This window comes from Rhodanobacter sp. FW510-R10 (genome assembly GCF_058781105.1).
Genome location: NZ_JBYSWL010000001.1, coordinates 2,731,908 through 2,745,284, shown reverse-complemented (window position 1 = coordinate 2,745,284; position 13,377 = coordinate 2,731,908). Strand labels below are relative to the sequence as shown.

Genomic DNA, 13,377 nt, shown 5'->3' with positions numbered 1-13,377 from the left:
CACCGCGTCGAGTAGACTGCTGCTTGCAGCACACCCGGGTCGATGCAGCTCTTGCCTGGCGTGTGCGTGTTTCCCTCTGGCGGAGCAACATGCGAGTCCTGGTCAGCAATGACGACGGCGTGGACGCACCGGGCATCCACGTGCTCGCCGAGCGCCTGAGTGCGGTCGCGAACGTCACCGTGGTCGCCCCGGATCGCGACCGCTCCGGCGCCAGCAATTCGCTGACGCTGGATGTGCCCTTGCGCGTACTGCCGATGAGCAACGGCTATTTCTGCGTGGCCGGGACGCCGACCGATTGCGTGCACCTGGCATTGGCAGGCCTGCTGGAAAAGGAGCCCGACATGGTCGTGTCCGGCATCAACAACTCGGCCAATCTCGGCGATGACGTGATTTATTCGGGCACGGTGTCGGCGGCCATGGAGGGACGCTTCCTCGGCCTGCCGGCCATCGCCGTTTCACTGGTCACCGCCGACCATGTTGGCGAGCACTACGACTCGGCGGCCGAGGCGGTGCTGCTGCTGATGCAGCGTCTGCTGGTTGACCCGCTGCCTGCCGACACCATTCTCAACGTGAACGTGCCGGATCGGCCATGGAGCGAGATCCATGGCTTCGAGGTGACCCGCCTGGGACGGCGGCGGCGCTCGGAGCCCTCGATCCAGCAGACCGATCCGCGGGGCCGTCCCATCTGGTGGATCGGTCCGGCTGGCGAGGTGGACGATGCCAGTCCGGGTACCGATTTCAATGCCGTGCGCCGTGGTTTCGTTTCGGTCACCCCAATCCACGTCGACCTGACCCGGGTCCAGGCGTTGGAGAAGGTCAGCAGCTGGATGCAGGGTCTGCGCGACGACATGCTGACCAAGCGCACGACAGCTGGATCGAGGCAGCCATGAATGGCGCCTACCCCTTGCCTCCGGCGCAGCTGCGCGGAGCGGGTCTCACCTCGCAGCGGGCCCGCGACCAGTTGGCCGCCGTGCTGCGCGAGTCCGGCATTGCCGACCCGCGGGTCATCGACGTCATGCGCAACCTGCCGCGGCACCATTTCATCGACCAAGCGCTGCACGCGCGGGCTTACGAGAACACTGCCTTGCCGATTGGTCATGGCCAGACCATCTCCCAGCCTTGGGTCGTGGCCCGCATGACCGAAGCCTTGCTGGAATTTGGCGTGCCGCAGCGGGTGCTGGAGATCGGCACCGGGTCGGGCTACCAGGCGGCGGTATTGGCGGCGTTGATCCCGGAGGTGTTCACCGTCGAGCGCATCGAGGAGCTGTTGCGTCAGGCGCGGCGGCGCTTCCGTCAGCTCGGGCTGACCAACCTGCGCAGCCGGCACGATGATGGCAAGCTCGGCTGGCCCGACGAGGCTCCGTTCGATGGCATCATCCTGACCGCTGCCGGCGATACCGTGCCGAGTCGCGTCCTCGACCAGCTGACTCCCACCGGCGTACTGGTCGCGCCAGTCGGTTCGCCGAGCCGGCAGACCCTGATCCGTATGCGCGGTGACGGGCATGGCGATTTCGACCTGGAGGAGCTCGGTGCCGTGAGTTTCGTGCCGTTGCTTGGCGGGATCGGTTAATGCAGGTGTTTGCCAAAGGCTATGCCCGCGCGTTGGCGTGGGCGAGCGATCCCCGGGCGCTGTACTACCTGTGCGGCTTGAGTTTCGTCGAGGCGTTCATCTTTCCGGTCATGCCGGAGGTGATGCTGGCACCGATGATGCTGGCCCGGCGGGCGAAGGCGTTCTTCTACGCCAACATGTCCCTGTTGTTCTCGCTGCTTGGTGCGCTGGTTGGTTACGCGCTTGGGCATTGGGCGTACGAGGCGATCAGACCCCTGTTCAGCGCGCACGTGCAGGCCGTCATTGCCAGTTGGGTGGCCACCCTGCAACAGGACATGCAACAGCACTGGCTGACCATGCTGGTGGCCTTGACCCTGGCGGCGTTGCAACCGGTGATCCCGATGAAGCTGGTGACCTGGGCGGCCGGCATCGTCGGCGTGCCGATCGGTCCCTTCCTGGCTTGCATCGCCGTCGGGCGTGGCAAGCGGGTGTGGCTGCTGGCATTGTTGGTGCGGTGGTTGGGTGACCGCGCCGAACGCGTGCTGCGGCAGAACATTGAATGGATCGGCTGGATTGCCCTGGGCCTGCTGGCCATCCTGGCGCTGTGGCTGCTGTTGCGCTGAATGCGGCAGCGAGGCGTCATGAAATTTGTCCAACGCACCGGTATGCTGTCGACCATGCCCCGGTACGTCCCCCATGTGGTTGCGCTGTGCGCCGCGCTCCTGCTTGCCGCGTGCGGCACCATGCGCAGTTCAGTGCTGATCGAACCGGCTCCGGGGGTGGGTCAGACTGCTGCCGCGGCGCACGCGCCGGTTCGGGGTGGCGTCTACACGGTGCGCACGGGTGACACGCTGTATTCCATCGCTTTCCGCAATGCGGTGGATTTTCGCAGTCTCGCGCAGTGGAACCAGATTGCCGCGCCTTACACCATCTGGCCCGGGCAACGCCTGCGCTTGTCGCCGCCGGCAACATCGACCACGCCCGGGGCGCCCACGGTAGCTTCAGTCCCGGCGGCCGCAGCCGCGCGTCCGACAGCGCCGGCGCCCGCCACTGGCTTGTTCGAGACCGTGCCGGCGCCGTCAGCGCCTTCTACCGCCGGGGTGGCAACGACCGGCCCAGGCGCGGAGCACGCGCCGCCGACGCCACCCCTGGCAGCAGCAGCGGCGACCAGCAACCCGGCCGGGGCCGCCAGCAGCGTGCCGGTGGCTGGCATGGCACCCCCGTCGCCATCACCGGATGACGTCAAGGCTGCCGCCGCGCCGGTTCCCAAGGCCGTCGTACGTACGGCGGGCGGGTTGACGTGGCGCTGGCCGGCCGACGGCAACGTGGTGAAGCGCTTCCAGAGTGACGCAGCGATCCCCGGGATTGAAATTGCCGGCAGCTCCGGCTCGGCGGTACGTGCTGCTGCCGACGGGGTGGTGGTGTACAGCGGCAATGGCCTGGTCGGCTACGGCGAGCTAGTGATCATCAAGCACAGCGACAGCCTGCTCTCGGCCTACGCGCACAATGCCAGGCGCCTCGTGAAGGAAGGACAGCGGGTCAGCGCCGGGCAACAGATTGCCACCATGGGCTCGAGCGGCGCGGCAAATACCGGGCTTGGCTTCCAGATCCGCAAGGATGGCAATCCCGTGGATCCCCTGGATTATCTGCCGGCGCGGTGATACCAGGAGTCAGTGCGGCTCTTACCGTCCAAGCTCCTGGGCCACGGACGCCGACCGGCCGGGCAGGATGAACGCGGCCAACACTTTGCGCCCTTCGCCCGCAATCAGGTTGTAGGTGCGCGCGGCCGCCGAGTTGTCCATCACTTCGATACCGACGCCCTGGCGCAGGAATCCCGCCAGGAACTCCGCCGGCGGGAAGATCTGTCTGGTGCCGGTACCGAGCAAGACCACTTCCGGTTGCAGGTCCAGCAATGGGCCGACCTGGTCCGCATCGAGCTTGTCGGCCACGTCCACCGGCCAGTCCTCGATGGCGCGCTCCGGCACGAGCAGGAAGCTGCATGCCAGCTCGCGGTCGTCGAGCACGATGTGGTCGGCTGCCACATGGCGTACCAGCACAATGCCCTCGGGACGTTCGCGCGAGAGTTCCATCAGCGGGGCAGCGCGATCTTCGCGGCATCGGGATTGCGCCGGAACAGCAACACGGTATGCCCGAGCTGGTGCACCGCCTCGGCACCAGTGCCAGCCGTCAAGGCGGTCACCTGGGTGAGGCGCTCGGTCTTGTCGCCGCCGGAAAGCTTCACTTTCACCAGTTCATGATGTTCCAGCGCCAGGTCCAGCTCCTTGAGCACCGCAGCGGTCGCACCCTTGGCGCCGAGCAGGACCATGGCCTTGGTTTGTTGCGCAAGCCCCCGCAGGTAGCGGTTTTGTGAGGGAGTCAGAGTCATGCGATGATGTGATGCCGACGGTCGCCGGATAGACGCACATCATGCACCACTGCAGCGCAAGATGACACTGCGGCGCCATGCAGGCGGCGCGTTCCTGGCCGGCGATGCTCCCGTATCACTTACCTTGTCCGCCCATCGCACGACTGATCATCATGAGCCGCAGCAAGAGCAGTGCAGGGTGGCTGCGTGAACACTTCAACGACGAATATGTGAAGAAGGCGCAAGCCGAGGGCCTGCGTTCGCGCGCCGCATATAAGCTGGAGGAGGTGCTGACGCGGGATCGGGTATTGCGGCCTGGCGCCGTCGTCGTCGACCTGGGAGCCGCGCCCGGCGGTTGGTCGCAGATGGTGCGGCGCCAGCTCGGAACCACCGGTAGCGTATTTGCGTTGGACCTGTTGCCGATGCAGGACATTCCCGGGGTGGACTTCCTGCAGGGTGATTTCCGTGAACAGGCAGTATTAAGGGCGCTGGAAGAGCGGCTCGCCGGCCGACAGGTGGATCTTGTTCTCTCGGATATGGCCCCCAACATGAGTGGTATGGCGCTGCCAGATCAAATTCGCGCGATGGCCTTGGCGGAGCTGGCCTTGGATTTCAGCCGGCAGTGGCTCAGGCCTGGTGGGTCGTTCCTGGTCAAACTCTTCCAGGGAGTTGGTTTTGACGATTATCTGCGAGGGTTGCGCACTGGGTTCAGTAGCGTGACCATGCGTAAACCCAAGGCCTCGCGCGCGCGTTCGCGCGAGGTGTACGCATTGGCGACGGGTCGCAGGCCCGCTCCGATGTCATCCGGCGAGAACCGTGCATGAACGAGACTGCGAAAAACGTGTTGCTCTGGGTCATCATTGCGGTGGTGCTGTTCACCGTGTTCCAGAGCTTCAGCCCGCATAACGCGGCTTCGACCGAGCTGCCCTACAGCTCGTTCGTGCAGAACGTGGACAACGGCAGCGTGGCCACGGCGACCATCAGCGCCGATCAGCCGGCGACGATCACCGGCAAGTTGAAAGACGGCAGCCCGTTCCGCACCGTGGCGCCGATGCTTGGCTTCTCGACCAATGGCGTGGTCAAGCAGATGCAGGACAAGGGCGTCGAGGTACGGCAGACCCCGTCCGAGGGTTTCTCGCTCATGGGCCTGCTGATCAGCTGGCTCCCCGTGTTGCTCATCGTCGGCGTGTTCATCTGGTTCATGCGACAGATGCAGTCGGGCGGCGGCGGACGTGGGGCCATGAGCTTTGGCCGTTCGCGCGCCAAGCTGCAGGGCGAGGATCAGATCAAGGTCACGTTTGGCGACGTGGCGGGTTGCGAGGAGGCCAAGGAGGAAGTCGGCGAGCTGGTCGAGTTCCTGCGCGACCCGGGCCGGTTCCAGAAGCTTGGCGGCAAAATTCCGCACGGCGTGCTGATGGTGGGCCCGCCAGGGACCGGCAAGACCCTGCTGGCCAAGGCGATCGCCGGTGAAGCCAAAGTACCGTTCTTCTCGATTTCCGGCTCGGATTTCGTCGAGATGTTCGTCGGCGTCGGCGCCAGCCGTGTGCGTGACATGTTCGAGCAGGCCAAGAAGCACGCACCCTGCATCATCTTCATCGACGAAATCGACGCGGTGGGGCGCCATCGTGGTGCCGGCCTGGGTGGTGGGCACGACGAGCGCGAGCAGACCTTGAACGCGCTGCTGGTGGAAATGGACGGCTTTGAAGGCAGCGAGGGTGTCATCGTGATTGCCGCCACCAACCGCCCCGACGTGCTCGATCCCGCCCTGCTGCGGCCGGGTCGTTTCGATCGCCAGGTGGTCGTCGGCTTGCCGGATGTGCGCGGGCGCGACCAGATCCTCAAGGTGCACATGCGCAAGGTGCCGATTGCCAGCGACGTGGATGCAATGGTCATTGCCCGCGGTACCCCGGGTTTTTCCGGCGCGGATCTGGCCAACCTGGTCAACGAGGCAGCCTTGTTTGCCGCGCGCGACAACGCGCGCGAGGTGCGCATGATCCATATGGACAAGGCGCGGGACAAGATCCTGATGGGCGCCGAGCGCCGCTCGATGGCAATGAGCGAGGAAGAGAAGAAGCTCACCGCCTACCATGAGGCCGGGCATGCCATCGTCGGCCGCCTGGTGCCGGAGCACGACCCCGTCTACAAGGTCACGATCATCCCGCGTGGCCGCGCGCTTGGGGTGACCATGTACCTGCCGGAAAGCGACAAATACAGCATCAACCGGGTGGCGATCGAGTCGCAGCTATGCTCGCTCTATGGCGGGCGCGTGTCCGAGGAGCTGATCTTTGGCGCCGACCGGGTCACCACGGGTGCTGCCAACGACATCGAGCGTGCCACGAAGATGGCGCGCAACATGGCGACCAAGTGGGGTCTGTCCGACGAGCTGGGCCCGATCACATATGGCGAGGACGAGGACGAGGTCTTTCTTGGCCGCTCGGTGACCCAGCACAAGAGCATCTCCAACGAGACCGCGAGCAAGATTGACGAGGTGGTGCGTGGCATCCTCGACAACGCTTATGCCCGCGCCCGCGAGTTGCTCACCGCCAACCTCGACAAGCTGCACGTCATGGCCGAAGCGCTCTTGCAATACGAGACCATCGATGCACATCAGATCGACGACATCATGGCCGGGCGCGAGCCGGGCCCTCCGGCGGACTGGACGCGCGAGCAGGCCGGCCGCAGCGTGCCGCCGCCGCCTCCACCTCGCGGCGACTCGGGATCGCCGGTGGGCAAGGTCGGTGATCCAGCCACGCAAAGCCGTGGCCGGCTGGATGGTTGATTGACGAGTGGACGAGAGTTTGCGTTGCCCGACGAGCCGCGGTGCAGGTCGCGTTGGCCCAGTCTGGAGAGACACGAAAAGACGGTTTATGCGCATCAGGTGTTGACGTCGCGACGCGGAGTCTGAATAATTCCGCTTCTCGCCCGGCAAAGGTTGCCCCAACAACCACCCGTCCGGCAGAACATTTCACCAGTGCGCCCGTAGCTCAGTTGGATAGAGTACCTGGCTACGAACTAGGTGGTCGGGAGTTCGAATCTCTCCGGGCGCACCATTTTTTCATCGATGACGCAAGGTGGCTGCCGGCGCCTCGTTGTAGTATGGGTGTCGACGGCAACACGGACATCACGGCAATGGAGGCGTCCGGCGCAGCAGTGGCATTGGAACCGAAGCACAGCGGGGTATAGCTCAGTCTGGTAGAGCGTTGCGTTTGGGACGCAAAAGTCGGGGGTTCGAATCCCTCTACCCCGACCAGCTGCGTTCCGCCGGTAGAGTTGGCGCCTGTAGCTCAACCGGATAGAGCATCGGCCTTCTAAGCCGACGGTTACAGGTTCGAGTCCTGTCTGGCGCACCAGTTCAAAGGTTCGTGGTGGGTGTAGCTCAGTTGGTTAGAGTCCCGGATTGTGATTCCGGTTGTCGTGGGTTCGAATCCCTCCACCCACCCCAGTTTCAAGTGGTCCAGTGGCAAACCCGGTTCATCGGGCCGTTAGCTCAGTTGGTAGAGCAGTTGACTCTTAATCAATTGGTCGAAAGTTCGAATCTTTCACGGCCCACCAATCGAACAGACGTCCACCCACGTGGGCGTCTGTTTTTTTTGCCTTGCGGAACCACATTCCGGTCCATCCCCGCGATACGTCCTGAAGGCCCGCCGGCACTGCGCGGACGGCTTGCCGGCGACTGCGGATCACCGCGCGCCGGTCCGCGGGCCGCGTCGCGCCCGGGTATATTTACCAAAGGTGACGGACGACTCGCTGGCGCACGATGGCTCCGACTAAGCTATGTCAACCGTAGGGAAACAGGCGTCGGTCGAAGTGTTACTTTACGTGGACGCTTGCGTTTGCACCGATCAGTCGAGCGCTGACCGGCTGGACCGCCGGGTGCAGCAGGTGCGGCACCCGGCCTGGGCACCGTGGCGCCGCCACAGTGCGACGAGGTGGCGTGTGCGGTCGAGCCGGGAGGCCGCTTGCCGCTCGCCGCGTTTCAATGGCCGCTTGCGGTCATCGAGGTGACGGCATGGGCACGCTATACCACTCGGCCGGCGAGACCATCACCGGCAAGGTGCGCCAGCACAACGAGGACGCCATTTTGGTGCGCGACGACCTTGGCCTGTGGGTAGTGGCCGACGGCATGGGTGGCTATGCGGCGGGCGACTATGCCAGTCAGCTCATCGTGGAGCGCCTCGGTGCCCTGGCCCGGAGCGGCAGCGTATTCGACTTCATCGAGGCGATCGAGGATGCCTTGGTGCAGGTCAATCAGGAGCTGATCGATGCGGCTATCGAGCGCGGCGTCGACATCATCGGCTCCACCGTGGTACTGCTTGTACACGCACCGGACTACATGCTATGCGGCTGGGTCGGGGATAGCCGCGCCTATTGTTTCGAGGCCGACCGCCTGGAACAGATCACCACCGACCATGTGGTCGGCGTCAGGCGTGGGAACGTTGCCCAGTTCAACGGGAAGGGCTCATCCCGGCCCGAGCCCGGCGCCGGCGCGCTGACCCGCGCGGTGGGTGCCGAGGACCTGCTGTTCGTGGATTGGGCGGTCGCCGGCTGCCGCCGCGGCATGCAATTCGTGCTGTGCTCGGACGGCATCAACAAGGAAATGAGCGACGCTGAGATCGAAGCCGAGTGTCGTCGCCGGCGCTCTGCACAGGAGCTCACCGAGAGCCTCATGGGCATGGCGCAAAATCGCGCCGCGCGCGACAACGTCTCCGCGATCACCGTGCGGATTCAGGACTGATCAAAGCCGTATGGGCATGAAACCCATTGCCGAATTGATCGCCGAACGCCCGGCGGGCACGCTGGGTACGCTGGCGCTGCTGGCCGCGCTGGCTGATCTTGGCGCGATACCTGAAGTGCAACGCCGCACCCAGCTGGCGCTGCTCGACGACCCGCAGGCAAACGCCGACTGGAAGCAGGCGCAGGACGGCAAGTGCATTACGCCCGGGGCCAACGATGACGGCAGTGACGGGACGATCGCCGCACTCGGGCGCCGGGCGAACTCCTGGCGCCTGGTGAACCTGGCCGGCAACGTCCCGCGGTGGGTGGGCAGCGTCGGCAAGGCCATGTTGCACGGTGGCAGTTCCATCAGCTACCACTCGAACGGCACCGTAGTCAGCCATCGCGACGACAACGATACCGCGGAAAAGGACGTCGGCTCCCGTGTGCTGGGGGAACTGAAATGAATCGGCAGGAGAACGCTGTCAACGGGAACCTGTGCGTATTGGACGAGGCCTATCGACTGGGGCGCATCACCCGCGACGAATATCGCGCCCGGCGCCGCTATGTGATTGGCCGCCTGAGCGACAGCAACGCCGCGGCGGCGCGCAACGCGATCACGCAGCAAGGCAGCGTCGCCGATGCGCGCAGCCGCGGCGGCGATCAGCCGGTCACCGCCGCGGCCCCGCAACTAATGCTCCCTTCGCGCGGTCCCATGGTGTGGAAGAGGCTGGCCGGGTTGGTGGTGCTGATCGTCGTGGTGGCGCTGGTCTGGTACCTGTGGTCAACCAGGGGCTGACTGCAGGCCCCAAGCCACGGTTGCGTGGTGGCGGCGACGCGCGCTTCGGGCTATTTCGCAGACCGACTTGCCTGCCCGGCACGATGCGTGCGCCGGGTTCCCTATGGCGTGCGCTGGACACGAGGGCGTACGCTCGCACCGGTGGCGAGCGGCGCGCTTGTGCTATGCCGAGGGGCGATTCTAAAATAGCGGGTTGTTGCGCAGTGCGGTCCTGGCCGCGCACGGCTTGCGGCGGCGGCGATGGTTTCGAGGTGGACGGCGCGCCGAGGATGGCCTGACGGTTTGCCGGCGTGGGACACGGACGAGCGAGAGTGGCGGAATTGGTAGACGCACCAGATTTAGGTTCTGGCAGTTTCGGCTGTGCGGGTTCGAGTCCCGCCTCTCGCACCAAACACATAGTTGTATTCGATGATGCGGTCGTGGTCGCCATGGCGCTGGCCGAAGGCACATAACACCCGGTGGTACCAGGAGACGTCATGCAGGTTTCGGTAGAGAACATGGGCAAACTCGAGCGCCGGCTCACGGTGAAATTCCCAGCCGAGCGCTACGAGTCGCAGGTCAAGACGCGAATCACGGAAATGGGGCGTACGGTGCGCTTGAAGGGCTTTCGCCCCGGCAAGGTACCGGCGGCGATCATCCAGCAGCGGTTTGGGCCGCAGGTGCGCAACGAGGTGCTGTCGAGCCTGATCGACAGCACGTTCCGCGAGGCGGTGGCACAGGAAAACCTGCGGCCTATCGCCAATCCTGCCATCGATACCGACGGCAAGCCGCTGGACGGCGAGATTGCCTATACGGCAACGTTCGAGATCATGCCCGAGCTGCCCGATGTCGACGTCGGCGAACTGGAGATCCATCGCGTCACGGCATCAGTGACGGATGAGGACATCGACAGGATGTTGCAGACGCTGCAACTGCAGCGGCGCAGTTTCGATGAGGTCGCGCGGGCTTCGGTCACCGGCGACTTCGTGACCTTCGAATACTCCGCAAGTGCCGGTAACTACCGCTTCCCGGCACACGGACTCGAGCGTGCCGGCAGCGTGCTCGGCTCTGGCAACCTGTTCAAGGCCCTCGACGACGCGCTGACGAATCGCAGTGCAGGCGATGAGTTCGAGGCCAGCATCGATTTCCCTGCGGATTTTGGCAACCCGGAACTGGCCGGCAAACCGGCCACGACCAGCCTGCACATCATCAAGGTGCAGGAGCCGAAGCTGCCTGAGGTAGATGCCACGTTTGCCAAGGCTTTTGGCATCGAGGACGGCAACCTCGATACTTTTCGCAACGAAGTCCGAGCCAACCTGGAACGTGAGCTCAAGGGCACGCTCATGGCCCGGCTCAAGGGTGAAGTTGCCGAGAAGCTGGCGACCGCTTACGACAGCCTGGAAGTGCCCCGGCTGATGGTGCAATCGGAGGCGCAGAGCCTGGCGGTGGCAAACACACCGAAAGGCCAGCAGCCTTCCCGCGAGCTGATCGATGCGGCCATGCCGATTGCCCGCAAGCGGATCATCGCCGGGCTGCTCATGGGCGAGCTTGCCCGCCGGCATGAGATCAAGACCGACAGCAAGCGCGTGGCCGAGCAGCTGGCGGTGATCGCCTCGACTTATGAGGAACCGGAGAAGGTCGTTGAACTTTACAATGGCGACCCCCAGATGATGTCCGGGTTGCGCACGCGCGTCATGGAAGATCAGGTTGCCGAGTGGGTGGCGGATCATGCCCGCACGACGCAACAGGAGCTGAGCTTCGACGAGGTGATGCATCCCAACGTATCCTAAGCCATTCCATCCCTGCCACTGCGAGACGCAAACACATGGATCCCATCCGTAACCTCAATCTGGTGCCCATGGTCGTCGAGCAGACCGCCCGCGGCGAGCGCTCCTACGACATCTACTCGCGGCTGCTGAAGGAGCGCGTGGTGTTCCTGGTCGGCGAGGTCAACGACAGCGTGGCCAATCTGATCGTGGCCCAGCTGCTGTTCCTGGAATCCGAGAACCCGGACAAGGACATCCAGTTCTACATCAACAGTCCGGGCGGCGCGGTAACCGCGGGGCTGGCAGTTTACGACACCATGCAGTTCGTCAAGCCGGACGTCAGCACCATGTGCATCGGCCAGGCTTGCAGCATGGGCTCGCTGCTGTTGGCCGGCGGCGCCAAAGGCAAGCGCTACTCGCTGCCGAATTCGCGCGTCATGATCCACCAACCGTCCGGCGGCGCGCAGGGCCAGGCCACCGATATCGAGATCCAGGCGCGCGAAATCCTGTACATCCGCAAACGGCTGAACCAGATCTACGTCGACCACACCGGCCAACCGCTGGAGCGCATCGAGGCCGACTTGGAGCGCGACCGCTTCATGAACCCCGTGGAAGCCAAGGCCTATGGCCTGATTGACGAGGTGCTCGAGCGGCGGCCGGTCGATACCGTCAAATCGGCATGAGACGAAAAACGCCGTTGCGTACCGCCACTTGCGTGCACGGGCGGTGGCGCGTAGGGCCTGTGTTATTCTCCGAGCGCGTTCAAACTTACCGGTGGCAGGTTCAAGGCTATGAGTGACAACCGGCAGGGCCGTTCCAGCGACAGCGGCAAGATCCTCTACTGCTCGTTCTGCGGCAAGAGCCAGCACGAGGTTCGCAAGCTGATCGCGGGCCCCTCCGTATTCATCTGCGATGAATGCGTCGAGTTGTGCAACGATATCATCCGCGAGGAACTCGAGGAAAAGGCCGCCTCCGGACACACCCAACTGCCCAAGCCGCGCGAGATCTGCGATTCACTGGACCAATACGTGGTGGGACAGACGCGGGCCAAGAAGGCGCTGTCGGTCGCCGTCTACAACCACTACAAGCGCATCGAATCGCGGCAGAAGAGTGACGAGGTCGAGCTGGCCAAGTCCAACATCCTGTTGATTGGCCCGACCGGCTCGGGCAAGACCCTGCTGGCCGAGACGCTGGCGCGCCTGCTCAACGTCCCGTTCACCATCGCCGATGCGACCACGCTCACCGAGGCGGGCTACGTCGGTGAGGACGTCGAGAACATCATCCAGAAGCTGCTGCAAAAGTGCGACTACGATGTGGAAAAGGCCCAGTCCGGCATCGTCTACATCGACGAAATCGACAAGATTTCACGCAAGAGCGAGAACCCGTCGATCACCCGCGATGTCTCCGGCGAGGGCGTGCAGCAGGCGCTGCTGAAACTGATCGAGGGCACCTTGGCCTCGGTGCCACCGCAAGGTGGGCGCAAGCACCCGCAGCAGGAGTTCCTGCAGGTGGACACCAAGAACATCCTGTTCATCTGTGGCGGGGCGTTTTCCGGACTGGAAAAAATCATCCAGCAGCGCTCCGAGCACACTGGCATCGGCTTTTCCGCGGAGGTGCGCAGCAAGCAACGCACGCAGAACCTCGGCAAGGTTCTGGCTGACGTCGAGCCGGACGACCTGGTCCGTTTCGGTCTGATTCCAGAGTTCGTGGGTCGCCTGCCGGTGGTAGCCACCTTGGATGAGCTGGACGCGCCGGCGCTGGTGAAGATCCTCACCGAGCCGAAGAACGCGGTCACCAAGCAGTTCAAGAAGCTGTTCGAAATGGAAGAGGTGGAACTGGAGTTCCGCCCCGAGGCCTTGCAGGCCATTGCCAAGAAGGCGCTCAAGCGCAAGACCGGCGCACGCGGCCTGCGCACCATCCTGGAGCAGGTGCTGCTCGACACCATGTACGAGCTGCCCTCGCTCGAACATGTGAGCAAGGTGGTGGTGGACGACGCCGTCATCGACGGCAAGGCCGAGCCCTACCTGATCTACCGTGGCAACCTGCAGCAGCGCGTTGCCAACGAGGGCGGCGGCGCTGCCTGACTGCCGCCTGGCGCGGCGCTGACGACTGGACCAGCCAGGCCCAGCCACCTGGAATCCCGTGCGTTCCGCTGCATCCGCGTGCGGGCAATGTTGCCGCTTGAGTGCGTGCAGGTGCGCCTCCA

The 13,377-nt window shown here is 64.5% G+C and carries 14 protein-coding genes and 6 tRNA genes; 18 read left to right on the top strand and 2 right to left on the bottom strand.

Features of this window, described 5'->3' with window-relative positions:
* Positions 1 to 89 precede the first annotated feature (89 nt).
* From surE to AC3WJB_RS12020, 4 genes are read left to right on the top strand one after another with little or no spacing between them, the layout of a single operon-like run.
* Positions 90 to 890: a 5'/3'-nucleotidase SurE gene (gene surE / locus AC3WJB_RS12035; RefSeq protein WP_492681819.1), complete on the top strand. Its 801-nt coding sequence runs from the start codon at positions 90 to 92 to the stop codon at positions 888 to 890.
* Positions 887 to 1,570 (top strand): protein-L-isoaspartate(D-aspartate) O-methyltransferase, encoded by a 684-nt coding sequence (locus tag AC3WJB_RS12030; RefSeq protein ID WP_492681817.1) that lies wholly within the window; start codon positions 887 to 889, stop codon positions 1,568 to 1,570. The genes surE and AC3WJB_RS12030 overlap by 4 nt, the downstream gene beginning before the upstream one ends.
* Positions 1,570 to 2,172: a YqaA family protein gene (locus AC3WJB_RS12025; protein ID WP_492681815.1), complete on the top strand. Its 603-nt coding sequence runs from the start codon at positions 1,570 to 1,572 to the stop codon at positions 2,170 to 2,172. The genes AC3WJB_RS12030 and AC3WJB_RS12025 overlap by 1 nt, the downstream gene beginning before the upstream one ends.
* 18 nt (positions 2,173 to 2,190) lie before the next feature.
* The gene (locus AC3WJB_RS12020; RefSeq protein WP_492681813.1) at positions 2,191 to 3,210 is read left to right on the top strand and encodes a peptidoglycan DD-metalloendopeptidase family protein; all 1,020 of its coding nucleotides are present in this window, start codon (positions 2,191 to 2,193) and stop codon (positions 3,208 to 3,210) included.
* 21 nt (positions 3,211 to 3,231) lie between these two features.
* On the opposite strand, the gene AC3WJB_RS12015 is transcribed toward AC3WJB_RS12020, so the two are convergent.
* Positions 3,232 to 3,639: an Mth938-like domain-containing protein gene (locus AC3WJB_RS12015; RefSeq protein ID WP_492681811.1), complete on the bottom strand. Its 408-nt coding sequence runs from the start codon at positions 3,637 to 3,639 to the stop codon at positions 3,232 to 3,234.
* On the bottom strand, positions 3,639 to 3,935 hold the full coding sequence (locus AC3WJB_RS12010; protein ID WP_492681809.1) for a YhbY family RNA-binding protein: 297 nt from the start codon (positions 3,933 to 3,935) through the stop codon (positions 3,639 to 3,641). Before AC3WJB_RS12010 ends, AC3WJB_RS12015 begins: the two co-directional genes overlap by 1 nt.
* 152 nt (positions 3,936 to 4,087) lie before the next feature.
* On the opposite strand from AC3WJB_RS12010, the gene rlmE reads away from it, so the two are divergent.
* The 14 genes from rlmE to clpX all read left to right on the top strand — a co-directional run bounded on the left by rlmE (position 4,088) and on the right by clpX (position 13,255).
* Positions 4,088 to 4,738 (top strand): 23S rRNA (uridine(2552)-2'-O)-methyltransferase RlmE, encoded by a 651-nt coding sequence (gene rlmE / locus AC3WJB_RS12005; protein ID WP_492681807.1) that lies wholly within the window; start codon positions 4,088 to 4,090, stop codon positions 4,736 to 4,738.
* Positions 4,735 to 6,693 carry an ATP-dependent zinc metalloprotease FtsH gene (gene ftsH / locus AC3WJB_RS12000; RefSeq protein WP_492681805.1) on the top strand — a complete coding sequence of 653 codons (1,959 nt, stop codon included), beginning with the start codon at positions 4,735 to 4,737 and terminating at the stop codon, positions 6,691 to 6,693. Before rlmE ends, ftsH begins: the two co-directional genes overlap by 4 nt.
* Positions 6,694 to 6,887: 194 nt before the next feature.
* Positions 6,888 to 6,964: transfer RNA gene (locus AC3WJB_RS11995), tRNA-Arg, on the top strand.
* A 123-nt stretch (positions 6,965 to 7,087) separates the two neighbouring features.
* Positions 7,088 to 7,164 (top strand) — tRNA-Pro (locus AC3WJB_RS11990).
* A 23-nt stretch (positions 7,165 to 7,187) separates the two neighbouring features.
* Positions 7,188 to 7,264, top strand: a tRNA-Arg gene (locus AC3WJB_RS11985).
* Between the two features lie 15 nt (positions 7,265 to 7,279).
* Positions 7,280 to 7,356, top strand: a tRNA-His gene (locus AC3WJB_RS11980).
* 34 nt (positions 7,357 to 7,390) lie between these two features.
* Positions 7,391 to 7,466 (top strand) — tRNA-Lys (locus AC3WJB_RS11975).
* Between the two features lie 457 nt (positions 7,467 to 7,923).
* On the top strand, positions 7,924 to 8,649 hold the full coding sequence (locus AC3WJB_RS11970) for a PP2C family protein-serine/threonine phosphatase (protein ID WP_492681803.1): 726 nt from the start codon (positions 7,924 to 7,926) through the stop codon (positions 8,647 to 8,649).
* A gap of 16 nt (positions 8,650 to 8,665) precedes the next feature.
* Positions 8,666 to 9,094, top strand: coding sequence for a hypothetical protein (locus tag AC3WJB_RS11965; RefSeq protein ID WP_492681801.1), 429 nt, complete (start codon positions 8,666 to 8,668; stop codon positions 9,092 to 9,094).
* Complete coding sequence (locus AC3WJB_RS11960) at positions 9,091 to 9,426, top strand: hypothetical protein (RefSeq protein ID WP_492681799.1); 336 nt, start codon at positions 9,091 to 9,093, stop codon at positions 9,424 to 9,426. The genes AC3WJB_RS11965 and AC3WJB_RS11960 overlap by 4 nt, the downstream gene beginning before the upstream one ends.
* 305 nt (positions 9,427 to 9,731) lie before the next feature.
* Positions 9,732 to 9,816 (top strand) — tRNA-Leu (locus AC3WJB_RS11955).
* Between the two features lie 86 nt (positions 9,817 to 9,902).
* Positions 9,903 to 11,195 carry a trigger factor gene (tig, locus tag AC3WJB_RS11950; RefSeq protein ID WP_492681797.1) on the top strand — a complete coding sequence of 431 codons (1,293 nt, stop codon included), beginning with the start codon at positions 9,903 to 9,905 and terminating at the stop codon, positions 11,193 to 11,195.
* 35 nt (positions 11,196 to 11,230) lie between these two features.
* Entirely contained in the window at positions 11,231 to 11,854 is a 624-nt protein-coding gene (gene clpP / locus AC3WJB_RS11945) for an ATP-dependent Clp endopeptidase proteolytic subunit ClpP (protein WP_492681795.1), read from the top strand.
* 108 nt (positions 11,855 to 11,962) lie between these two features.
* Positions 11,963 to 13,255: an ATP-dependent Clp protease ATP-binding subunit ClpX gene (gene clpX, locus AC3WJB_RS11940; protein WP_492681793.1), complete on the top strand. Its 1,293-nt coding sequence runs from the start codon at positions 11,963 to 11,965 to the stop codon at positions 13,253 to 13,255.
* Positions 13,256 to 13,377: the final 122 nt, after the last annotated feature.

Excerpts from the sequence above, each read along its gene's own strand:
- surE (WP_492681819.1), top strand. The coding sequence starts at position 90 with ATGCGAGTCCTGGTCAGCAATGACGACGGCGTGGACGCACCGGGCATC.
- AC3WJB_RS12030 (WP_492681817.1), top strand. The coding sequence starts at position 887 with ATGAATGGCGCCTACCCCTTGCCTCCGGCGCAGCTGCGCGGAGCGGGT.
- AC3WJB_RS12025 (WP_492681815.1), top strand. The coding sequence starts at position 1,570 with ATGCAGGTGTTTGCCAAAGGCTATGCCCGCGCGTTGGCGTGGGCGAGC.
- AC3WJB_RS12020 (WP_492681813.1), top strand. The coding sequence starts at position 2,191 with ATGAAATTTGTCCAACGCACCGGTATGCTGTCGACCATGCCCCGGTAC.
- AC3WJB_RS12015 (WP_492681811.1), bottom strand. The coding sequence starts at position 3,639 with ATGGAACTCTCGCGCGAACGTCCCGAGGGCATTGTGCTGGTACGCCAT.
- AC3WJB_RS12010 (WP_492681809.1), bottom strand. The coding sequence starts at position 3,935 with ATGACTCTGACTCCCTCACAAAACCGCTACCTGCGGGGGCTTGCGCAA.
- rlmE (WP_492681807.1), top strand. The coding sequence starts at position 4,088 with ATGAGCCGCAGCAAGAGCAGTGCAGGGTGGCTGCGTGAACACTTCAAC.
- ftsH (WP_492681805.1), top strand. The coding sequence starts at position 4,735 with ATGAACGAGACTGCGAAAAACGTGTTGCTCTGGGTCATCATTGCGGTG.
- AC3WJB_RS11970 (WP_492681803.1), top strand. The coding sequence starts at position 7,924 with ATGGGCACGCTATACCACTCGGCCGGCGAGACCATCACCGGCAAGGTG.
- AC3WJB_RS11965 (WP_492681801.1), top strand. The coding sequence starts at position 8,666 with ATGAAACCCATTGCCGAATTGATCGCCGAACGCCCGGCGGGCACGCTG.
- AC3WJB_RS11960 (WP_492681799.1), top strand. The coding sequence starts at position 9,091 with ATGAATCGGCAGGAGAACGCTGTCAACGGGAACCTGTGCGTATTGGAC.
- tig (WP_492681797.1), top strand. The coding sequence starts at position 9,903 with ATGCAGGTTTCGGTAGAGAACATGGGCAAACTCGAGCGCCGGCTCACG.
- clpP (WP_492681795.1), top strand. The coding sequence starts at position 11,231 with ATGGATCCCATCCGTAACCTCAATCTGGTGCCCATGGTCGTCGAGCAG.
- clpX (WP_492681793.1), top strand. The coding sequence starts at position 11,963 with ATGAGTGACAACCGGCAGGGCCGTTCCAGCGACAGCGGCAAGATCCTC.